Below are 23,028 nucleotides of genomic sequence, written 5' to 3'. Positions count from 1 at the left end.
TGACCCGGGGTCGCCACCACAACCGTCGAATCAGACGCGGTGTTGTTCGCCGGCGACAAATCCGCGCCATTCAAACCGTCGTCAGCGACCCGGGCCACGACCTCGACCAGGTCGCCCGGCACGGCGCCGGCGGCCGGAGACCAAGCGACCGTGAAAGAAGCGGTCGCCCCCGCCGCCAAGGCGAACCCCGGCCACGCCACCTGCGAACCCCCGCCCGGCAACGGAGTCGCCACACCGGAACCAGACACCGCGCCGAGGCTGGCCGGGCCGGTCACGTCCAACGTCAACGCCACGCCGGTCGCGTCCACCATGCCGTCGTTCGACACCACCACCGTGTGAACGCCCGAACCGTCCTGCGTCACCTCCGCCAGGCCGTCGCCCACCGTCACCGACAAATCCGGGCGTTCAACAACCGAAGCGACGCACTGAGTCGTCAAAGCGTCCAACAACGGCTGCGGATCCTTCACGAACTCCGCGATGTCGAACACCGCGCCGCCAGAACCCGTCGCCATGTCCCGGTACTCCTGATTGCGGGCGTTCGCGGTCATCGTCACGATCGAGAACAACGTCGCGTCGTTGTCAGCCAATGCCTGAGTGGCCTCGGCCACCGTGTGCGAATACCACTGGGTCGGCTCGTCCGCCACCAACACCAGGCAACTCGCCGCCTCCGCGCGCAAACCGGTCCTGGAATCAAAAGCCGAAACGATCCCGTCTGGGCCCAACTCGCCGTCGCCCGAAGCGTTGAGTTTGGCGACCGCATTATGGACCCACGGCAGGGAATCGGTCGCCGGCGTCAAGATGCGCGGCCCTGAACCGGCGTAGTCCAGCGGCATGATCCCGATCTGATAGTCCAAGGCGGCGCCCAACCGGTCCGCGATGAAGTCAATGTTGTTCTTCACGCTTTCAATCGCGCCGCCCATTGAACCCGAATCGTCCACCAGGAACACCACGTCGCCCTGCGGCTTGCCGATCATGGACAAGTCATTGGAATCGGAACCCTGCGGGGCGGTCATGCCGGGCGCTGACACCACCTCCGCCTCCACCGGCGCACCCACAACACGGGGCACCCGCGCCTCCGCCAGACCGTGCGCGTCCGTCGTCACCGACACCACGGTCGAACCGACCGACAACTCCACCTCGACCCCCGCGGCCTCAGTCCAATCGAACCAATTCCACACCTTCACCCGCATGATTACGCTGTCCGCCGTCGCGGTCCCCGCCACCGGGTACACGTTCACATAATGCGAGGCTTTGACCACCACCGTCGCCGAGGCCTGCACCTGGCCGCCGTCCTTGTCTGTGACGGTCACAGTGGCCGTGTAGGTGCCGGGCGAGTAGGCATGGCCCTGCGCGGCCGAAAGAGCGGAGCACACCCCGCTCGCCGTGGCGCCATCCCCGTAATCCCAATTGCACGTCAAAGTCGGCAGGTCGCCGTCCGCGTCCCAAACGTACAGGCCGGGGTTCCATGGCTGACCGCCGAACACTTCGTGCGCGGCCACCAAAGACACGGTCGGCGCCTGGTTCGCCACTGTCACCGCTTGCGTGACGGGACCAGTCGCCCGGCCAAACACGTCCTTGCCTGTGACGGTCACCTGATAGGTGCCGCTGTCCGCGTAGTTGGGGTTCAGAGAGGAGATGGCTGTGGTAGTCCCCCACGACGCGGCGGTCTGGTCGGTGATCGAAACGCCGTTACCCCAGTCCACGCGGTATGAAGCCAGCCCCGTGGTGTCGATCGTAAGGGTTCCGTACTGCCGTTCGACCAGATCGGTCGGCCAGACAACGGTGGGGGTGACCGGCTCGGCCACTTCCTGGCGCCGCTGATAGACCGTGCTGGTCCCGTTCGCGTCCAGCGCGTTCAAGGACACCTGGTATGTGCCCGGCGCGGCGTACGTGTGGGTCGGATTCGCCTCGGTTGAGGTTGAGCCGTCGCCGAAGCTCCAAGACCACCCAGTCACCGCCACGGGACCGGTCGAGGCATCGCGGAAGGCCACTTCCGCCCCACCGAGTTGACCCGTCATCGCTTCGATCCGGTTTAGGCAAATGTACGGATCGCTGCCCGCCACCTTGGGGATGTCAAGCCGCAGGTAACGGCCATGCGTCCCGTTCGGGGCGGCCCAAGTCTCTGCCACGCCCGCAGTGGCAAACGAGCCGCTGGCGAACGCCGTGAACGGCCCGGTGGGAGCGTCGCCGACCGACCAGACCACGCTGTCCGGCATGTAGTAGGACGAATACGGGGTTAGCCGCACCTCCGTCAGCGCCCAGTCGGCGCCCAGGTCGATTGTGATCCACTGGTCCTGAGTCGCGCCGTAGGCTGTGCACCACGAGCCCGGTGCGGAAATCGCCAGCGGCGCGTCCCAGCCGCTGGAGTAGTTGCTTGACACGTCCGCCACGGAGCCGCCCACCCGGTCCCAGGCCACATCGACCAGGCCGTTCGAAGCCTGGGACGTGAATCCAGCTATCAGGTTGGAGGCCCCGCTCGCGGCGGGTGTCACAACTTCCCAAAGGAGCCACTCTGAGACGCCGTTCACGTCCGTCAATTTCGCCTCAACGTATTGGTTCGGCGCGGTGGAGCGGCCCACCACCTCAAGGTGGTTGCCTGTGCCGGCCGCCTGGCCGTTCACATACCAGGCCACGGTCACCGCCAACCCGTCCGTGTGGCCCGGAGTGACATCGAAGCTCGCCTTTTCGCCGTTGGCGACCCTCACCGCACCGCCCGCCACGGGGTTCGTCGCCACCGCCAAAGGATGAGAAGCCGAGTAGCTGGCCGTCACCAGGTGATAAGCCACCGATTGGCGCCCGGCCGCGTCCGTCACCAAAGCGCCCACCGGGTTGGCGCCCAAATGGCCCGCCACCGCCGATGCCGTCGTCCCAGTCCCGTCGTCGAACGCCCCGTCCGCGTCGGTGTCCCAAGCCACAGTGTTGCCAGCGTCGGTGGCGGCCGCGACCGTCACGGTCCCGCCCACCACGACTGCCGCGGGTCCGCTCAGGGCGACGGCCGGATGAGCGGGCAGACTCGCGTCAGCCAAAGCCGTCTCCAATTGGTCCGCTATGCCGTCAAAAAGGCCAATCATTTTCTGGTAGGCCGTGACCAGGGTCGCCTCGGTGGCCGAAGACGCGGCGTCTAACTCGGTCAACGACATGTACGGGGAGGCCAGAGCGGCATCGTCGACAACTGCGGCCACGAACTCCTGCCGCTGCGCCGGGCCTAGGCCGTAGCCCTCAAGAGAGGTGACCTCCTCGGCGGTGAGGGACCCGCCACCTGCCAGTCTTTCGTGGATCTCGGTCAGCGTGGCCGCCATGTCGGCGCTGATCAGTGGAGTGCCTTGCGCCTGTTCCAGGCCCAGCAAGGCCTGGCGGGCGGAAGCCTGCGCGCCAATGCCCGCGATCGCCTGGCGGGCGTAGTTGGACGCCGCCCGCGCCTGCGCCAACGCGGCGGCCGCGTCCGGGGCCTGTTGCGCCCCTTGATACCGTTCCAACGCGTGCAGGAACGCCTCAGCGGCTGTCCCTTCCTCGTATTGGGCGTAATACAACTCTTGGAAGGCCCTTTGCAGCTGGGTGCCCTCGCCCGTGCCCAAAGCCTCCACCTGGGTCAACGTCACCGGATCGGCGTAGTCAGGGTCTGGCGGGTCCGCTTCGATCCCCCGGTACACCCGCGCCTGGTGCCTGCCGAAGCTGGACGGTATGCCGCGAAGATCCTCCACGCCTGTGCGGTTGTCCATCCGTAACACCGCGGCAAGGCACACGTACCCCCAAACGCTGGGCATCCTTGAGCAAGTTGCCATGTCGATCAGCGTCTTAACCGCGGCGTCCGCGCCGTCCACAACATTCGGGAGGCGGGTCATACCGTAAACAAACCAGAACCAGTCCCAGCCCTCGGCCAGGTTCTCGTAATGAGTGGCCTGCTTGCCGGCCGCAGTCTTCATAGCCTGGATTTCTTGCGTGCTTTCGATCGACGGCGGGTTCAGCGGGTTGACTCCCGTGACTGTGAACGCTGGGCTGAGGATCGAATCTTCGCCGGCGTTGAATTGCCCATCTTGGCAAACATCCTCGACTATGTCATAGGTGCCCGGGCCGATTGTGCCTCCAGGCGCCGTCCAGCCAATCCCGACCATGAAAATGGAGCTCCCCAATGAGGAGCTGATAACAGTGTTGGGATTGCCGGAGACGTCGCTTAGCCCTCCCCCGCCGGACACGCTGCCGTGCGGAACCACGAAAAGGTCGGAGACCGTCGAAACCCAGCCGTCGCAGCCTGAGCTCAGTTGGCCGGTCATGATCCAAACCTCTTCGTTCGGCCCGAACACCGTCTTCTCCATGTAGAACCCGCTCGCGTTTGCGGCGCTGCGTTGGGCTGGCAGCACAAAGGCCGCCAGGCCCAGGGCCGCAGCCAGCACAAAGCCGCCGCCTCTCAACAGCCAACGCCGTCCGCGCGGCCGCCCCGCCAGGACGGGTGGTTCCAGACCGGTGTTAAGTGGCAAACGGCTATCGGATTTCGGATGAGGCGAATGGGCGAAGAAACGCATAATCGGGCACCTTGAAAACTGATCGGGCAACGCCACCCGTTAACTCATGGCGGGGCGGCACTGCCGGTGGCTGGCAGGTTGGCGCAACGGTATCAGCCGCCGCTCGCAATGGTCAAACAGCCAGCTAAGGGCGGCCGGTCCGAGCGGTAGGTGCGTTGTGGCTCGGCTTTCCGCTTCCTCGCGCGGCCCACGCGCATTATCCGTCGCCCAGGCGGCCATTATTGCTTTCGTGGACATGGTGACGGCTGAAGCGGCCCGGCGTCTGGATGTCGCAGAGGCAGGTGCAGCGCCTCGCGGCGTCTGGGCGGCTTCGGGGTGTGCGGCGGGCGGGAACTCGTTGGTTGTCAACGCCGCCTCGGTGGCGGCGCTGGGCGGGCAGGCGATCCGGCGGGGCCGTCCCTGGTCGCCGGGTGCGGCATGGCCCGGGCTGGGGAGGCTGTCGGGCCTTGAGGCCAGGTGGGGCGCTGGCCAGCCCTCAACGCGTCTGGGCCAGGGGTTCCCAGGTCGATCCCCGCAGCCTGGCGTGGGCGACTCGTGGTCGTTCGAAGGTGGCCCGCTTCCGGGCGTGCGGATCAGCTCCTTCTTTGATCGTCGGCCGGTCGCGGCCTACGGGGGTCTTTGCTCTGGATCAGGGCAAGGATTTGCTCACCCCCACGCTGACCGGATCGAGAGGTCTCTCGGATCGGTGTTTGTGATCAGCGGGAAGCGGCCGTCCGACGCGGCGTCGAACGCGACCTGGTCTTCCAGCAGGGCCGACCACCCGGCGAGGTTTCCGTTCTTGCTTATTCCCCGGGCTGCGGCGCGCCGGCCACGGGGTGTGGCCAAGGCGCGCCGCTAGCTCGGAGAATGTAGGCGGAGCTGGGGGGACGAAGGACAGCCCATCCCTGGCCCCCAGCCCCGCCCGCCTCATGCCATGCGGCGCCGGCGGCGGGCCGCCGCCATCAGCAGCCAGCCAGCCACCAGCAGGCCCCCGGCGGCGCCGGCCAGCGGGATCAAGCTGCCTGAGCCAGTCACCGGCAGTGCCCTGCTCCCCGGCGGGTTGGCCCCCGGCGGGTCCGTGCCTGGCGGGTTGCTCCCCGGCGGGTCGGTGCCCGGCGGGTCGGTGTTCGACGGCTCCGTGCCCGGCGGGTCGGTGTTCGACGGGTCCGTGCCCGGCGGGTCGGTGCCCGGCGGGTCGGTGCCCGGCGGGTCGGTGCCCGGCGGGTCGGTGCCCGGCGGGTCCGTGCTCGGCGGGTCCGTGCCGGGGGCCTGGGTGACGGTCAGGCTCCGGATCACCGTGAAGGCCGGCTCAACCGCCGTTGAGCCCCCGTAGGTGATCTTGACCTCATACGTCCCGGCAGGCAACAGCGGCAGGGTGACCGTGCCCTCGGAGTTGCTCACCTGCCCAGTGGCCGTCACATCGCCCACGGTCACCGTCAACTCTCCGTCGATGTCCTCCACGCCTTCGGCTGCCACTTGGACCACAACCTGGGCGCATTCCTCGGTGGTGACGGACTGTTTGACCAGGGCCGCGGTCAGCGTCGGTGAAGCCCGGCCAATCACCAGCGGCTCCGAAGTCTTGACGAGTTCCCCGGAGCCGTAGTCGGCGGTGGCCCGGACGGCGATGGCGGTGCCCGCATCGGCTGCGGTGAGCTTGTAGCTCGTGTCGGTCGCGCCGGGGATGTCGACCCCGTCGCGCACCCACTGCAACTCCAGCGGCCAATCGATCAGGCTGTGGGCCAGGAGCGTCTCACCCACTCGGGCGGTCCCAGAGACCGCCACCACGAGCGAGGCCGGGTCGAAGACCTCGACCTCGACCGGCGCGGAGGTCAACACCGTGTAAGTCCCGGGCACCTGGTAGGTGGCCCAGATGGTGTACACGAACCGGCTGAGCGTCGATGTGCCCTCAACGAACACCGCCCGAGTCTCGGTCGTCAGGACCGCCTCGTGGGTCAGGTCGCCCAGAGAGTTGCCGTATTGGTCGAATCCCTCGACGGTGGCGACCACCGGCTCGCCTTTGGCCAGCGCCGTGGCTTGGACGCTGACCACCAAGCGTTGGACAGTCGCTTGGCCAATCCCGAGCAGCTCAGACGGCTCCGACGCGCTGGAACTCCCCATGGCGTTGGTCGCCTCGACGGTGGCGGTGTAAGCCCCCGGCGCCAACTGGTTGAACACGGCGGTCGTCGCCCCCGGATTGACCACCTGGCTGATCTCGGTGCCGTCGGCGCCCACCAAGGTGACCTGGTAATACGACAGTCCCAGGCCGCCATCGTGCGCGGACGGAGCCCACGTGACCGTGATGGTGTCCCCCTGGTCGCCGCTTTCCGCGATGGTTGGCGTGCCAGGGGCGGCCGGGACGGCACCCACAATGGTCAAGCCCGTGGGGAGGGTGACGTCGATCGCCGAGGCCACCGAATCGGCCGGCCGGGTCAGATGCACCGTGTACGTGCCGACTGCGGTGGGCACCGCGACTGGCTCGCCGACCAGCTCGTAGCTGAGGGCGAAGCTGGCGGGAGCCAACCCGGAGGAGGGATCTGCCAGGCGCACCTGGTAGTGGTGCGGATTGCCGTCGAACGCCACCACTTGGTCGGCGGTGTCCAGGGCCTCCAAGAAGTGGGCTTCGATCTGGTGGTCTGCCCCCACCGCGGTGAACGTGTACGAATCCGAACCCGTCACCGGCGCCGACGCGGAATCCACCGTGAATCCGGTGAACACGTATCCTTCGGCGGGAACAGCGGTGACGGTCAGGCTATTGCCGTCCGTCACCGGTGTCTCCCCGGCCGGGTTGATACTGCCCCCGGCCTCGGCTCTCGCCTCCACGGTGTGGATCGCGGTGGGCGGCTCCGCGTCGGAGTCGTAGACCGTGAACTGGGCCGTGGGGCTGGTCGCCGCCTGATAGGACGTGTCGCCCTCGTAGCTCGCCCACGCCTGGTAGTCGCCCACGGGCAGGTAAGCCGTGCCGCTGTCCGCGTTCCACCGGCGCGCCCCCCACCGGGATTCGGCACCCGCCACCAACTCGCCCTGCGTGGCGGTGATGCGGAAACTCAGCTCCTCTAAGAAGTCTTCCGGCCCGGTGACGTGCACCTTGATGAGGCCTGTGGGCGGCAGCGCGGGCATGATGTCCGCCAGGTCCGCCCGCAGCGTTATGTAGTGGTTGAGGTCCACCCGTTTGGCGCCATCGGCGGCCTCGGCCCGCAGACCCAACGGGGCGCGGGCCTTGCCCTGCCGGATTTCGGCTGTCGCGGAGTAGACCATCACGGGCTTGCCACTGATCCGCTCGGTCACCACGCAGCGGTACATGCCGAAGTCTCCCGCCCCCACCGGGTCCAACCTGTGGGTCGCCTGGGTGGCGCCGGTCAGTGTCACCCAGCCCTGGTCGCTTGCCCGCTCCCACTGGTAGGAGACGGCGTTCAGATCAGCGCCAACCGGCTCCACGCTTACCCCGAGCCGGGCTGAGGCCCCGATTGGCACCACCACCAGGGGTGTGTCCATGTGAACCACCGGGGAACTGGTGCCGAACACCTTGGTGCGCGCGCTGACCGAAGTCGACATGACAGACCGATCAAACGGAGACAAAGCGTTCTCGTTCTCCGCCACCAAGGCGAAGCCGTACGTGGTCTCCGGCGCTAGGCCGTTGACCGCGAAACCGGTCTCGGTCGCGGGGACGCGCCAACTCTCCAAGGTCTGCAGGCCGTAGCCCTCGTCGACATAGACCTGGTAGTGGGTCGCCTCATTCGCCGGGTCGACCGGGTTTTCCCAGGCCAACGTGACCGAGCGGCTGGTCGCCCCGTTGACCCGCAGGTTGTCCGGCAGGGCGGGGCCAGATCGGACCTGTTTGACCCCGTAGGTGATGTACGGGAATTGGGGGTAGGTGGCCATATAGCCCTCGCCGCAGGAGTCGCACTGGTCGTAGACCGCCCTGGGCCAGTCGATGTACTTGGCCTGCAGCCGCCAGGACAACCTGTAGGGTTCTCTACCGGCTGGCCAAGATGGGTCGCGCGGCAGGGACTTCTGTTCCCCGGCGAAGGTGGTCTCAGTGAAATCGGTGTAGAAGCGCCCTTCAGTGTAGCCTCCGCCGGCAGTCACGCCCACGCAGGCACCGCCACCGCCGGCGCAGACCGAGGTGGTGATGTTGAAACCGTTGGTGGACCCCTGGGTGCTCTCTTCGCCGAACGTCAACTCCTGCGCCGTTGAAGCGGTGCCGTAGCCGGGGGTGACGTAGAAGTCGGCCTTCTCGGTGAAACTTGGGTCGTCCGCGTACTGCGCATAGGTTTCCGGGCGCCCCACCGTGTGTTTGATCACGTCGTCGCCAATCTGAGGCAAGCCGTAGCGTTCCGCGATCTCGTTGTAATACCCCACTTCCCAGGCGGTGGTGATGGGCGCGTACGGCGCCTTGATGGCAAAGGTACTGGCCACGCCGACCCCGCCCTTGCCGTCCGGTACGGCCACGTCGAAGTAGTAGGCGTCGGTGGGGATGACCGTCAGGGCCACGGTGTCCTCGCCCCGGTGGGTGGAGAACGTGGTGGTTGTGGTCCGGGACGTCTGCTTGGCCCGCTCCCATTCGTGTGTGTAAGTGGCCTCCACCGAAGCCTTGAATGTGGCCAGTTTAATGCCGAAGACCGAAATGCTATGGTCGTACTCCGCGAAGATTCCAGCGGTGAGGGTGCCGGTGGAAGTGGTCTCCTGCGAACTTCCGGTGCTCAGCGAGAAACTGGTCGAGGAGTCTGAGAAGGCGTCGCCGTCATCCAAGGCCTCCAAATCTTTGAACCGTGGCGGCGCGGCCAGCAGCGCGATCACCGAAGGCTCGGAGTACTCCACCTGGTAGTACTTGTAGTAGTAGGTGACGGCGTCGATATCCGCCGGGAACAGCACCGACACCAGGTCTTTACCCTGGGGCGTGTTCAGATTCTCGGTCTTCGCCCCCAGCACCAGGGTCTGCATGCACTGGCTGAAACGCTGGCACTCATCCTCCCGGTCGGCGATGTAGTTGAGGTACCTCTGTTGCTTGCCCTCGTCCCGGAACCGATGGTCCTCTCCGAGATAGTTGGAACCTTGGCCGTCGTCAAAGTCCGCGATTCCGTCCAGGAAGACCAGCTTGGCGGCGGTCGCGTCCGGGCTCAAGTCTGTCGCGGTCGGCGTCGCCGGTGTCAGCAAATACTGCACCTGTTCCTTCAGCGCGGCGGCCCTGGTGAAGAAGCAGCCGCCCGTGCCACGGATATCCTCCCAGCTGAAAAGCTCTTGCTCGCAGTACCACCACTTGTCCGCGTCTCGGATGTGACCGAAGGGATACCACTTGATCGATTCATCGCTGCCCTCGACCGCCCCGGACTGCACGCCGTGGATGAAGTCGGTGCGATGCTGCCCGCCGTATTCCTGGTTCCCGGCGGTGTAAACCGAGCGGGTCCACTTATCAGCGTAGGTGTTGTCCCAGTAGGCGCTCGAAGCACTGTACAGGTCTGTATTGGCATTTGAGGTCAACGACCCACCGCCGAATTCCATCTTCGCGTACGCGTAGACGCACCGTTCGACCGTGTCGATGTACCAGTCCTTGGTGCCGAGCCCGCTGCCGGCCCGGTTGTCGGAGTAGTCCCCACAGTAGTACAGCAAACCCACCGGCGATTGGTAAAACGCGTTATTCTGGACTTGATCTCCTCCGACGTGCAAGTACCAGAATTGCTCGGTGGTGTCATCCGATGGGTCATCCGGTGTGCCTCCATCGCGGGTGATTGTCTGCTGGCGGCGGCCGATCGGGGTGATCGAACCGTCTGTGAACAGCCCAATGCCGCCTTGGTAGCCGCTGTAGCCGTCTTGGCCCCTGGCCGGCTCCTGGTTGTCCAACTCCATCTCGGCGATGGCCGTCGGCAGGTTCTCCCTGCCGAAATAGGTGCTGTGCTCACGGGCGCTATCCACGACCGATTTCTCGCTGGTGTATTCGACAAACTCGAACCAGCCGGGAGCATCCGGGTCATCAGCGATCGCCCGCAGGAAGGCGCCTCGTCGGAACTGAGCGGTGTACAGGTCGTAGTTGAGTTCCGCTCCAGGGATGGACCCGCCAAGGCGCTGGTGGGGAAGCGGTTTGAGTTCGCCGGTGGTCGCGTCCAAGGCGTGGTAGGCGAAGATGCCCACCTGCGTGGTAGAGGCGACCCACTCGGTGTTTCCGACGGCTTGGAGCTCGCCCGTGCCGGCCACTATGACCTGCACATCGCTGGCGGCGGAGCCGGACGTGTCGAGGTCGATCGACCCGAAGTTCCGCGTCACCAACACACCTGGGCGCTTGGGCTGCTGCGTGGCGGGAGTCTGGTCTATGAACACCGAGGGAACAGGCCCGGCGCCGCTGGCCGTGCGTCCGGCCAACCCAACTAGCTGATAGCTCAGCGAGGCGCGCGCGTAGAGCCGCTTCCGGTCGCCGGTGGCATGGGACTCGGTGTAGCCCTGGCCGTCGATCGTCTCGAAATAGGAGAAGGCCGCCAGCACGTCATCGGCGCCGTCGCCGTTCACGTCGCCGGTGGTCAGCGAGACCATGTTCGGCGCGGCGGTGCCGTCCTCTACCCCGTCAAGGGACCCCGTGTAGTCGACGACCTCCAACTCATCCGGCGTGAAGCCCTCATTCGGCGCGTCGTGGACGGTCCAGGCATCCTCCCGGTCGACATAGGTGCCGGGGGCGCGCTCCAACACCACCAGTCGGCCCACCGGGGAGACCAAGTTGCCGGCGGCGTCCACCGCCGGAAGGTTGACCAGCAAGTCAGCCAGGCCGTCGCCGGTGAAATCGGTGGTCTGCACGGCCAGCATGTTCAACACCAGATCTGATCGCGGCACACCGTTCACCCGGGCCAGAACCCCCGGCCCCAAGGGGAAGCTGGCGTTGAGCGCCGCCGTCTTGGGGGCGGTGGCGCTGTCCGTGAAGTCCAGCACCCGCAAACGGACCTCGGTGTTCCCCCCTACCACGGCGGCGTACACCACCGCGACCGCCTGCTGGGGCCGGGTCAGCTCCGAAGCCTCGGCCTGGTACGGCAGGAACGATGTCGTCACCGAGGAGATCACCTGCTCATCTGAGCTGAAAAAGCCGTTGGCGGATTCCGTCAGCCACTTTGTGTCCCGCTGGGCGAAGTCGCTCAGCCCAACGGACATCTCGGACCCGTTCTGCGTGATGGTCAGCCGCTCGTCGTAGTTGGTGCCGAACGTGCCCTCGCGCGAGCCGAAGGGGTTGTTCTGGTAGGCGCCACGGTTGCTGTCATAGCCGGCCAGATCCTCCGGGTCAGTTGAGAAGCCCAACGCGCTAAGCGCGTTGAGGCTGGCATTGACACTGCCGGCAGGCTGCGTGCCCGCGAGCGCTGTCGGGGCCGGCGCCACGGTGGTGGCGATTACGCCGCCGGTCGCGGCCACAGCCACCGCTAGACAGGCGGCCCAGCGGGACGCCCTGAGGGGGATGGTGTTCATCCGAGATCTCCTTCGGTTCTTGCAGGCGTACGGGAGCGCAGCCTTTGAGCTGGTGGAACCGCTCCTCAATGTGGGGTGGGCGTCAAGGGAACGGCCGGGCGCGCCTCCCCCGCCGGCCGGCGCGGCCGCATTCATGACAGTCGCAAGGTTAGGGTTCCCGGCGTGGGGGAGCCCAGCGGTGAACCTCGTATTTTGTCGAGGTTGGCTTCCGGGTGGGCTATGACTCCTTGGCGGGCGCGGGTTTAGGCGTTTCGGGGCGGGGCCGGCTGGCCGCGCCAGCGAACTGTTGGGCGGCGCGGTCGGAGCGGGCCGGTGCCCGTGTCCGCCTGACCGGCGGGTGTGGGGGTTATTGGCCGGGCTGGGCGGTTATTCGGTAGCCCTTGCCGCGGGCGTTTTCGAAGCGCACGCCCGCGTTCGCCCCGATTTTGCGCCGCAGCCTCGACATGTGGTCCCAGACCGTGCGGACGTCGTCGGCGGGGTCCATGCCCCAGGCGCGCTCATACAACTCCGCGCCGGAGACGTATTGGCCCGCCCGCCGGGCCAGTATCTCCAGCAAGGCGAACTCTTTGGGGGCGAGGAGCAAGTCCCGGCCGTTCGCCGAGGCGCGGCGCGAGACCAGGTCGACTTCGATCAAACCCACTCTGACGGTCGGGGCCCACACTGGGCGGGCGCGCCGCAGCAACGCCTCGATCCGGGCCGTCAACTCGTCGTAGTGGTAGGGCTTGGGCAGGTAGTCGTCGCCGCCGGCGCGGAGCCCCTCCACAACGTCGCCGGTTTCCCCCAAAGCGCTCAAGAACAAGACCGGCACGTCGGTCACCCGCCGGATCTCCTCGCAAAAGGCGACGCCGCTGCCGTCCGGCAGCAGGATGTCCAGCACCACCAGGTCGGGGGCCGCGCTGGCGACCGCGGCCCTCGCCCCGGCCAAGTCGAACGCCGTCGCCACCGCGTAGCCGCTCAGCTGCAGCAGGCGCGCGTTCGCCCGCTGGATCTCCAGGTTGTCCTCGACGAGCAAGATCTTCCCGCGCCGCATCAGCCCTCCCCGCCCTCAAGGGCGGGCAGCACCAGGGTGACGGTCGCGCCCGCGCCGGGCGGACTCGCCGCGTCGATCCGGCCGCCGTGCCGCTCCACGACCATCTTGCTGACCGCCAACCCCACCCCCGCGCCCCGCGGGTCGCCGGAGCGGCCTCGCTCGAACACGCGTGCCAGCAGCTCCGGCGCGATGCCGGTTCCCGTGTCCGCCACAGCCACCACGACCTCCCCGCCCACGCGGCCCGCGCGGATCGCCACCTCGCCGTCCCGGGTGTGCGCGTTGGCGTTGGCCAGCAGGTTCACGAACACCTGCACCAGCCCGTCCGCGTCGCCCCGGACGTGGGGCAGGTCGCGCGGCAGATCCAGTCGCAACGCGTTGCCGTTCTCCTCCAACAAAGTCCTGTAGACCCCGGCGACCGTCTCCAGGACACCCCGCAGGTCGACCCGCGCGAAGCCCTTGGCGCCCTCCTGGACCATGCTCAACCGGAGGACCTCGCCGACCATGCGGGCCAGGCGGCGCGCCTCGCCGTCCACCACGTCCAGCCGCTCGGCGATCTCGGCTTTGTCCGCGTCCGCCATCAGCAGCGCCTTCGACAGCTGCGCGTTGGCGGACACGACCGTCAGCGGCGTTCGCATCTCATGGCTGATGTTCGACACGAACCTCGTCTTGGCCGCGCCCAACTCGTCCAACACGCGGTTCGCCTCCCGCAACTCCCGCTCGCGCGACTGGGCCCGCCCCAGCTCCCGCTTGGCGCGCACTGCGTGCAAGCCCAGAGCCATCGCGTTGAGGAGGACCACACCGATCATCGCGCAATCCGTCAAAACGCCGTCACCCAGCCGGTCGGGCAGCACCCGGCTCCACACGGCCTCCTCGGACAGCGTCACCCCCACCATCAGCAACACCGCCGCCAACACCAGATTCCGCTCCGCCACCGCGCCCGGCCCCGCGGTGCCCCCGGCCGCCGCACCGCCGGCGCCGCCGCGAACGCCGCCCGCGCCCCCGGCGTTCCGGGCCGGGGCGGAGCCCCTGCCTGCCCCGGCCCGCGTCCGCCGCCTCCCCAGGTCCAACACCAGCGCCACGCTGAAGTAGACCGCCAACGCCGCCGCGAACCCCAAGAACCACACCCGCATCGCGGTGAACACCAACGGCGGCAGCGACAACACCCCCACGGCGTACAAGACCAGCCCGACCGCCCCGACACGGCGCACGGCCGCGCGCCCGGCGCGGCCGAACACAGCCTCCGCGTAGAGGAAGAACGCGCACATCACGCACAACAGCGTCAAGTACTCGACCCGTGCCAACGCCGCCGAGCCGATCGGCCACAGCAGCGTCAACAGCATCGCCCCCCGCGTGCTCGAGTGGATCATCAGCGCCAAGCAGGACAACGAGAACCACAGGAAAGCCTTCTCAACGCCCAAGAACACGTACAGCCCCAGCGCCATAAGGGCCACCATCAGCAGACACGCCGCGAACAGCGTGCCCCGCAACGCCAAGCGTTCCTGCTGCGCCACGATTAGCTTGAAAGTACCCAAATTGACGCTCGGCGGCCCGTAGTGGCGAACGAACCCGGAATACTGGTAAGACAATTCGACATCCGCACCGGCGGCGTAAAACGCGGTGATGAAAGGCCCGGCCAAAGCGCGGCTCTCCCCGGCGGTCCGCCCCACCCGGCCATGCTCCCCGACCACCTGCCCGTCTACCATCACCCGCAAAGCCATATCGTTCGCGGTCTGCGACATCGCGTAAACACCCGGCCCGGGCAACACCACGCGCGCCCGATAAGTGCCGAAAGACGCCACCGCGTCCCCGCCCGGCTCGCCCGCCTCCGCCGGGGCGAGCAACTGCCCCGGATAATGAACGAAGACCACCGGGTCCAGCTGCGCGATATCCTCGCTGAAATCCACGCCCGACAAATCAACCCAGCCGCCCTCCGCCCCCGGCCGCACGTAATTGCTGGGCGCAGCCTGAACACTCACCGCCACAAAACACACCACCACAAGCGAACAGAACCCGACACCCACAGCGATCCGCTTATCCACCGGCCGCTCCTCTCACCAGGCAAGCAGACCCGGGCCACGCGCCCCAGGCCCAACGCCCACAGACCGAGACCAGCGTAGCGCCGACCGCACGGGGCAGGGCGCCAACGAAACCAGCCGGCCGGGGCCACCGGCGGCAGTTCAGAGCAGGCGCGGGCCGAGTTGCGACGCCATCGGCGGCCGCACTGGAAATGAGATAGAAGCCGACCCCCGGCCCCCCAAAGGAGCGCGAGGATCCCGTACCGACTGAAACGGCGCCGCGAATTGAGATCGAAGCAGACCCCCGGCGGTGAAAAGCGGGTGAGGGTCCTGTCCTGACCTTAACGACCCCACCCAGGCCAGGCTCGGCCGAACACGCGGCCGGGGACGGTGCCCGCATCGAGGCCGGCGCTCGGTCCAATCACCTGAGAGTGTTCCTGCGCTGTCTGGCCCGCCCGGCGTGAGCCAGCGCCACCCCAGCCCCAGCAGGCCAGCCGCCAAGGCCGCGATCCCGCCCACACCGGTCGGACCCATATTGGATAGGGGCGGCTGAGAAGCCGACGGCGACGGTACCGATGCCGAACCGCTCGCAGACGGCGCCAATGACCTACGAGGATGTGTTGATCAAGTCCGTGCTTGTGACGGCCTGTCTGCTCGCCGCCGCAGTTGCGGGTTGGTTGTTCACGCCTTCGTTTCCGGTGGTCTCTTGGCTGGGCCCGGCAGCTTCGATTGGCCTATCAACGGTGGTCATTCGAAGCCCGCGACTGCTCCCGCTTCCAATCGTTGCTTTTGCCTTGTGTTTTGGCTTGATGGTGGGAGGAATCGCAGAGCTATTCGACGCGAACTGGAACGGCGTGGTGTTGCAAGCCGTGCTTGCGACCATCGCCGTGTTCGCCGCCACTCTGATGCTATTCGCCAGTGGCAAGGTGCGAGCCTCTGCCCGAATGACGCAAGTCTTCTTCATCGGCCTCAACGGCATGATCCTTTACGCGGTGGCGGCCATCCTCTGGCGTTGGCTGGGCCTGTCCTCAAGCCCTCTGGGTCTCGACACCGACATCAAAGTGGTCGGCGTCCCGTTGGGTGCCATTGTCGGTGTGATTGGCGTCCTCTTGCGCGCATACGGCTTCGTCATGGATTTCGATTTCATCAAGGCGAATGCCGAATCCGCCGTCCCCGAGCGGTATTCCTGGGCAGCGGCCTTCTGCCTCTTGGTTAGGCCGGGCACCGGAACCGCTTCGGGCTTCAAGTCTCCCGAACAGCCGATGCCGTCTGGTCCGCCCAGCGCGCGCTGCCCCGGCAACGGCCGTTTTCCGCCATAGGCTGACCGCTGGCATTATCACTCCGTGGGCGGCTTCCACTAGAATTTGGGCATGAGCAATCCGGCCTTTACCCACTCTGGGGCCTTCAACGGCAAATCCCAGTTCAGAGCCCCTGGCTACACCGAGACCCCCTACAACCCGTACGGCCCGTACGGCACCACCGCATCCGCCGCGCAATTGAGCGCCATGTACGCCGCCCCCTCGGCAAGCCCGGTCGACACCGGCCGCATGACGTATGACGACGTGCTCATCAAGTCTGTGGGCATGTTGGCAGTGATGTTGGTCGGCGCCACGGTCGGGTGGCTGTTCACGCCCGCCTTCCCCGCAATGTTCTACCTGTGCGGCATCATCGGGTTCGTCTTGGGCTTCGTCAACGCCTTGAAGCGGGAGCCCAGCCCAGTGCTGATCACGGTGTACGCCATCTGCCAAGGCGTTTTCGTGGGCGGCGTTTCGATGGTCTATAACTCAGTCTGGAGCGGGATCGTCATGCAAGCCGTCTTGGCGACAATGGCGGTCTTCGGCATCACTCTGGCGCTGTTCGCCAGCGGCAAGGTGCGAGCCTCCGGCAAGTTCTCCCGCATAGTCTCGATCGGCCTGCTCGCGTACCTGCTCTACATGCTGGTCAACGCGACGCTGGTTTGGACCGGCATCAACCAAAGCATGTTCGGTCTGGACACGTCGATCGAGGTCTTCGGTATTCCTCTGGGCGCGATCATTGGCCCAATCGTCATCCTCATGGGCGCCTACTGCCTGGTCGAATCGTTCGACTTCATCAAACGCGGCGTCGAGTCGGGGGCACCGGCGAAATACGCCTGGACAGCCGCCTTTGGCCTGTTGCTGGACCTGATCTTCCTTTACATTCAGATCCTGCGGTGGCTGGCCATCCTGCAGCGAAACTAACCGCTCCCCGGCTCATTCAAAGGGGCGCGTCCGCAAGGACGCGCCCCTTTCGCTTTCCTTGACATCTGAATGCTTGAAGACGGCCCTGACAAAGCCGCGCGCTGGGCTGTCGGCCCAGCGCTCTGGCGCATGATGGCGTCCAGGCGCAAGGAGGAGGGTCTCAGGCGAAAGGCCAGGTCCCAAAGCGGCTGGGCGTCTGCCAGCCCGCCGCCTGTCGCTTCCACGCGGAGGCGCCGCCGCCGGCGCGGGGAGCCGACGCCCGGCCTGCCACGACGCCGCCTGGCGTGATTCGGGCGGGCGGATGGACGGCATCGGGCACCTGTGAGGCCTGAAACTGTCCGGCTAAAACGGCCAAAGAGGCGGTCAACGCGGCCAACTCCTCGGGTGTGGCGGCGCCCCGGACAATGCTCAGCTGCGGTGTCATAGTGGCTCGTTCCCGTGTTTCTTGGGTTGCGTGGCGACCCGTTTGGTGCGCAACGCCCGCAAAGCGGCGGTCACCTGGAAGCGGGTCTGATGCGGTTGGATGACAGCGTCGAGGTAGCCGCGTTTGGCGGCCTCGTAGGGGCTGACCAGCGCTTCCTCGTATTCGGCGACCAGGCGGGCGCGTTCTTCCGCCTCCCGGCCCTCGGCCGCCGCCTGGGCCAAAGGCCGCCGGTGCAAAATGTTGACGGCACCTTCCGCGCCCATGACCGCGATCTGGGCGGACGGCCACGCCAGGTTGATGTCCGCGCCGAGTTTCTTGGACCCCATGACAATGTAGGCGCCGCCGTAGGCCTTGCGGGTGATGACAGTCACCAGGGGCACGGTCGCCTCGGCGTAGGCGTAGATCAGCTTGGCGCCGCGGCGGATGATCCCGTCCCATTCTTGGCCCGTTCCCGGCAGGAAGCCGGGCACGTCCACCAACGTCAGCACCGGGATGCCGAACGCGTCGCAGGTGCGCACAAACCGCGCCGCCTTCTCCGATGCCGCGATGTCCAGCGTCCCCGCCATGGCCAGCGGCTGGTTGGCCACCACCCCGACCGACCGGCCCTCGACCCGCCCGAAAGCCGTGATCACGTTCGGCGCGTAAGAGCCTTGGAGCTCCAGGTATTCGCCGTAGTCGAGGACCGCCTCCATCACCTGGTGCATGTCGTAGGGGCGGTTGTCCAGATCGGGGATGAGCCCGTCCAGCGCCAGATCGTCCGCAGTGGGAGCCGGATCGAGCGGCACCGTCTGGTCCGGCGCCGCGTAACTCGGAGCATCGGTCAGATTGTTCGGCGGCAGGTAGCTGAGCAAGTTCCTGACGAAGTCGATGGCGTCATGTTCGTCTTCGCCCGCATAATGGGCCACCCCGGACTTGGTGGTGTGCGTCTCCGCTCCCCCCAATTCCTCGAAGGTCACGTCCTCGCCCAACACCGTCTTGATTACATCCGGCCCGGTGATGAACATGTGGCTGGTGTCCTTGGCCATCACGATGAAGTCGGTCAGCGCGGGGCTGTAAACCGCGCCGCCGGCGGACGGCCCCAGAATCAACGAGAGCTGCGGGATCACCCCGGACGCCGCCACGTTGCGCCGGAACATTTCCGCGAACTGGGTCAGCCCGGCCACGCCCTCCTGAATGCGCGCCCCGCCGCCGTCCGAGATCCCGATGATCGGCACCCCCAACCGCAACGCCATGTCCTGAACCTTGGCGATCTTCGCGCCGTGCGCCTCCCCCAGCGACCCGCCGAAAACCGTGAAGTCCTGCGCGAACACGCACACTTGACGCCCGTCCACAGTCCCGTAGCCGGTGACCACCCCGTCCCCGGGGATTCGTTTTCCGTCCAACCCGAACGCCTGCGATTGGTGTTCCACCAAGGCGTCCAGTTCGATGAACGAACCCTCGTCCAACAGGTACGCAATCCGTTCGCGGGCCGTGAGCCTGCCGCGCGCGTGCTGCTTCGCCCGCGCCCCCTCCTCCGGCCGGTCCACCGCTTCCGCCATCCTCTCTGCATGGGCGGTCAGCAGCTTCCGGGTGCGGCCCGGCGCTGATTCGGCGGCGGCCGTCCGGGGCGGCATGGTGGCTGTCAAACGTGTTCCTCGGTCTGGTCAGAGCGGACGCCGCCCAGAGGCGGCTTTGTTGACTAGAGCCTAAGCGCCGCTTGCCTTCCATGCCTCTTCATCCGGCCCCGCCTGGATTCCTTGTCGGTCCCCTACAACCCCGCCGCCGAGTCGTTGCGGTCCCCGCCACCCCCGCCGCCTCGCTCGCAGCTCTGGTCGACGCGGCCGAACCCCGGCGCCAGGTGGGTCGGTCGATCGCCAACCATGGACCTCGCGTTCCCGCAACCCGCCCGCGCCAATGCGCGAGCGCCCATCCAAACCCCGAATTCAGCCCGGGGCCGGTCCTGTCTGGCGTAACGCGGTCAGCGCATGAGAGCTCGGCGGCGGCAGACCAGCCCCGCGCCCCCGCCAATCAAGAGGACGCCCAGCAAGGACAACGGCAACACTGAAGCTCCGGAGACCGGCAGCGCGGTGCCGCTCCCAGACGCCGACGCACTGGGGCCGCCGCTCCCGCCGCCTGTCAGTGTGATCCAGTCCCAGCCAATCAGGGACCCATCTGCCGCGTAGACCGCGATCCGGTGGCGGTCACCGGAAATCGAGGCCGGCAAAGCCACCTCAACAGTGCCGTTGTCCGCGACTGTCGGCTGACCCAAAAGCACCGGGTCGGAGAACAAGTAGACGCTCACCCGCTCGCCGGCACGCGCTCCTTCAATTGCGATTGCTATTTCTGACCCGCGCGGAGCCGTGGACGGCACACCAAGACCGTCCCTGTTCGCCTCGGTCAACTCGGATTCGGCCGGCGCCACGGACTGACTCGGCGTGGGACCGCCGGCGCCCTGCGACGGACTTGGCCCGGGCGCGGAAGGGCCGGGAGGAGCCGACGGCGACGGGTCCGAGCCCGCCACCCGGTAGAACGCGAACAGACGTACCCCTCGCTCCACGCTAAAGGTGTACTGCGGTGAATCCGACACGGGCTCGAAATCTAGGCCGCCCGCATTCCAGCCCCAATGGTCGAATTCGTATCTCTGTTCCTCCGAAACGCAGGAGGCAGGCGCCGTCGCCACGCCCTGCGCGCCCTGCGACGCGACCATGTTCCAGTAAACGCCGTCAGAATACGGCAATTCCCTCGCAGGCGGATCGACCGTGAGAGCCAGCGCGGCTTGACATTCCTCGCTCAAAGCGCCCAAATACCAGTTATAGCTCTCCCGGTCGAATTGATCTTGGTCAAACGCTGTTGGTTGCTCAACCTCTGCCCACAGAGCATGGTCGCCACTCCCTTGCCACGGGCCGGATCCCGTCACAAGACCCGGGGCCGTCCACCCGTCGAATCCGCCGAGCAGCACCGCGTAGCCCGCTGTGTTGTCCACCGTTCCTTGATTGGCGACCTCCCCGGCGATCTCCAAGAAACTCCGGTTCACAACCGTTCCTCTGTTCACCAGCACCGGTTCGCCTACCGCTGCCTGCCCCGTCCCCCGCCAAATCCTCGCAGCCGAATCAGCAAAGGTCAGCGTCGCGCCTTCCAGATTGATGATTCCCGTGAGGCTGTTCCGGAATTCGGCGTACGCTAACTCCGCCCGGCCCGCATTTGTTAGGCCAACGTCACTCAACCGGTCGTTCACCACCAGCGTTGCGCCTGGGTCCACTCGCAAGGATTCAGAACCTTGGCTCGTCTGATTGTCGCTGACGCCCACGCTCTCCGCCGTCAGAGTGGCACCCGACTGAACAGTTAGTTCCGCTCCTTCCTCGAACGCCAATCGATAGGCATTGAGATCGCTGGTCACAACATTGCCGGCGCCGGTGACCGTGCAGACCAAGCCGTAGCCCGGGTCCTCGCAGGTGACCGATGCGACAGCCGGGACCACATTGGTCATCACGCCAAGCGCCGCCAGCGCCATTGTCGCGCCGCCCGCGCCCAACCGACGCCGCAAGCGAGCGTCAACGCCGTACCGTTTTGATTCCATTTGGGGACTCCTAAATTGACACGGGGAAAGGACTGTCACATGCGACCAGCACCGACTTCGGCTTTCTCGGCACTGCGTCGAGTATGCCCCCGCCCCTGCAGCCTGTCAACCACGCCATGCGCCCGTGAGTACACGCCGGTAAATGCGATCACCGGATTTGACCGCCGGCGCCTCGGCCCGTGTTTGCCTCAGCCGGTGCAATTCCGGAAGAAGGTCGCGACCCAAACGCCAATTACCGTGGCGCGGTCGGTCCGGGCACCCGCCAAAACCGCAATTCGTCGCGCCGTCGCAGATCTCAACCGCTGGGCGGCGGGCGGGTGTTTGAGGCCGGTAGGGCGCGCCCACGGTCGGCCCGCCTTCCCGTCATCTGGCGTTTCCCGTGCCGCTTAAGCTTGGCTTGTGGCCACAAACAGACGCAATCGCCGCGCGGCGTCCCCGCCCGCCACCATCTTGTCCGATGCCGTCTTGACCGGCCCCCTGCCGACCCCGCCTTTGGCCGACCCGCCGGTTGGGAGCCAGCCTCCGGCGTCCGGAGGCGCCTCGGGCGCGGGGCCCGTTGCCTGCGCAGACGGACCCCCGACCGGCGCTTTCACAAGCGCCGGAACTGCCCCTGGCCCAGACGCCGCCCACCGATCGCGCCGCCCGGCACCTCCCGGTGCCGATCCTCTGCCTGCTGGCTCCGAAGCCGACCGGTCCGAGACCTGGGGCGACGCCGACACGGTGGCCGATTCCGAGTTCATCGAAGCCGTCCCGCCCCACTGGTGACCGCCCCGACTTCATCGGCGACCGTCCCTCCCCCGCAGACGCCGGTGAACCACCGGCGTCCCACCCTGTTGGCATAGGCAGTTCAGTCCGCTGACTTTAGGAGACACGGCCCGGGCCACCCGCCGCCCGGTCGCCCAAGCCAAACCCGCCCGCGCCACATGCGCGGCCAAATTGGCAGGTCAGGTGGGCCGACAACATGGGGCTTGCTCAGGCGGGCACAAGGACGGCCGTTATAACAGCCCACGAACTTGCTCCGCTGATCAGGGCCGCCTCCTCAGGGATCACGCCCACCAGGAGCAGGCCGGACTGGTCGCTTCCAGTTCCGCTTGGCCCCGGCAGAAGGCCGCCCGTGTCGCCGGATTCGGTGGCGCGACGTCCCGGGACGTCTAACACCAAAGCGGCCGTGGCCAGCCTCTGAGCCGGTGCGATGGAGCCGGAGGCGCTCGCCCCGGCGGAGGCCATCACGTCAATGCGATCACCAGCGGCCAGAACGTCAGCCAGACCTGGGTCATTCAACCGCAGAGCGACCGCCACCAGACCTGCGGGTATGCCCTCTACTGCGCTGGCCTCTCCCAGGAGGCCCTCGACCAGCACCATTCCGCTGGGCAGATCAATGACCACGCGACCGCCTACTGCTTGGTCAATCTCATCCAAGGCATTAGCCGGAAGCACGCCGGCGGGAATGCGGGCCAGACGCACATCCGCCGCCGTCAACTCCGACCCAGCCGCAATGTTGCGCGCCAAAACGACAGCCAGCTCGCCACCTGTGGCCGCGCTCACAATTCCGGGGAGGGCAATCCGAACCAGCAGCGCGGCGAAGAGAGCCCAAATGGCCCACCGGGCGCGCCACGCGAACGCCCGCACACTCCGGCGCTCTGGCAACTTGCCCACCCCGCGACGCTACCGACCCTGCGGCCCGAACCGGCCCGTAACACCCCCGCCCTGTGGAAGGCCCCGGCATCGAGCCACGCCGACCGCAGTCAGTCCAAACCCCGATCAGCACCCGGCGCTCCACGCACCCTGCCCCCACCTGATCCCCGAACAGGTGGACGCTCACTTCCCGGCACCCATGCACCCTGCCCC

Annotated in this window: 11 protein-coding genes and 2 pseudogenes; 3 read left to right on the top strand and 10 right to left on the bottom strand. The window is 67.0% G+C overall.

What is annotated here, in order from left to right:
• From LBC97_07235 to LBC97_07210, 6 genes and pseudogenes are all read right to left on the bottom strand, one after another.
• The coding region (locus LBC97_07235) for a VWA domain-containing protein (protein ID MDR2565839.1) at positions 1-974 on the bottom strand (974 nt) is incomplete at its 3' end.
• Positions 975-1,256: 282 nt separating this feature from the next.
• Positions 1,257-1,484, bottom strand: a pseudogene (locus LBC97_07230) (PKD domain-containing protein).
• A gap of 372 nt (positions 1,485-1,856) precedes the next feature.
• Positions 1,857-1,946: pseudogene (locus tag LBC97_07225) on the bottom strand (PKD domain-containing protein).
• A gap of 3,480 nt (positions 1,947-5,426) precedes the next feature.
• Positions 5,427-11,936 (bottom strand): fibronectin type III domain-containing protein, encoded by a 6,510-nt coding sequence (locus LBC97_07220; protein MDR2565838.1) that lies wholly within the window; start codon positions 11,934-11,936, stop codon positions 5,427-5,429.
• A gap of 346 nt (positions 11,937-12,282) precedes the next feature.
• Complete coding sequence (locus LBC97_07215) at positions 12,283-12,966, bottom strand: response regulator transcription factor (GenBank protein ID MDR2565837.1); 684 nt, start codon at positions 12,964-12,966, stop codon at positions 12,283-12,285.
• Complete coding sequence (locus LBC97_07210) at positions 12,966-15,005, bottom strand: sensor histidine kinase (GenBank protein ID MDR2565836.1); 2,040 nt, start codon at positions 15,003-15,005, stop codon at positions 12,966-12,968. The genes LBC97_07215 and LBC97_07210 overlap by 1 nt, the downstream gene beginning before the upstream one ends.
• A 551-nt stretch (positions 15,006-15,556) precedes the next feature.
• On the opposite strand from LBC97_07210, the gene LBC97_07205 reads away from it, so the two are divergent.
• Positions 15,557-16,300: a Bax inhibitor-1/YccA family protein gene (locus LBC97_07205; GenBank protein MDR2565835.1), complete on the top strand. Its 744-nt coding sequence runs from the start codon at positions 15,557-15,559 to the stop codon at positions 16,298-16,300.
• A 51-nt stretch (positions 16,301-16,351) separates the two neighbouring features.
• Positions 16,352-17,200: a Bax inhibitor-1/YccA family protein gene (locus LBC97_07200; GenBank protein MDR2565834.1), complete on the top strand. Its 849-nt coding sequence runs from the start codon at positions 16,352-16,354 to the stop codon at positions 17,198-17,200.
• Positions 17,201-17,360: 160 nt separating this feature from the next.
• Here LBC97_07200 and LBC97_07195 read toward each other — a convergent pair whose 3' ends face one another.
• The 3 genes from LBC97_07195 to LBC97_07185 form a co-directional block, all read right to left on the bottom strand.
• Positions 17,361-17,624, bottom strand: a complete 264-nt coding sequence (locus LBC97_07195; GenBank protein MDR2565833.1) for a hypothetical protein — start codon at positions 17,622-17,624, stop codon at positions 17,361-17,363.
• Positions 17,621-19,249 carry an acyl-CoA carboxylase subunit beta gene (locus LBC97_07190; GenBank protein MDR2565832.1) on the bottom strand — a complete coding sequence of 543 codons (1,629 nt, stop codon included), beginning with the start codon at positions 19,247-19,249 and terminating at the stop codon, positions 17,621-17,623. The genes LBC97_07195 and LBC97_07190 overlap by 4 nt, the downstream gene beginning before the upstream one ends.
• 332 nt (positions 19,250-19,581) lie before the next feature.
• The gene (locus tag LBC97_07185) at positions 19,582-21,180 is read right to left on the bottom strand and encodes a hypothetical protein (protein MDR2565831.1); all 1,599 of its coding nucleotides are present in this window, start codon (positions 21,178-21,180) and stop codon (positions 19,582-19,584) included.
• Between the two features lie 399 nt (positions 21,181-21,579).
• Here LBC97_07185 and LBC97_07180 point away from each other — a divergent pair, with 399 nt between their 5' ends.
• Positions 21,580-21,945: a hypothetical protein gene (locus LBC97_07180; GenBank protein ID MDR2565830.1), complete on the top strand. Its 366-nt coding sequence runs from the start codon at positions 21,580-21,582 to the stop codon at positions 21,943-21,945.
• 207 nt (positions 21,946-22,152) lie between these two features.
• Here the strand turns inward: LBC97_07180 and LBC97_07175 are convergent, their stop codons facing one another.
• Positions 22,153-22,836 carry an SAF domain-containing protein gene (locus LBC97_07175; protein ID MDR2565829.1) on the bottom strand — a complete coding sequence of 228 codons (684 nt, stop codon included), beginning with the start codon at positions 22,834-22,836 and terminating at the stop codon, positions 22,153-22,155.
• Positions 22,837-23,028 lie beyond the last annotated feature (192 nt).

Source organism: Bifidobacteriaceae bacterium (assembly GCA_031281585.1).
GTDB lineage: Bacteria > Actinomycetota > Actinomycetes > Actinomycetales > WQXJ01 > JAIRTF01.
This window is presented reverse-complemented; position numbering and strand designations above follow the sequence as displayed.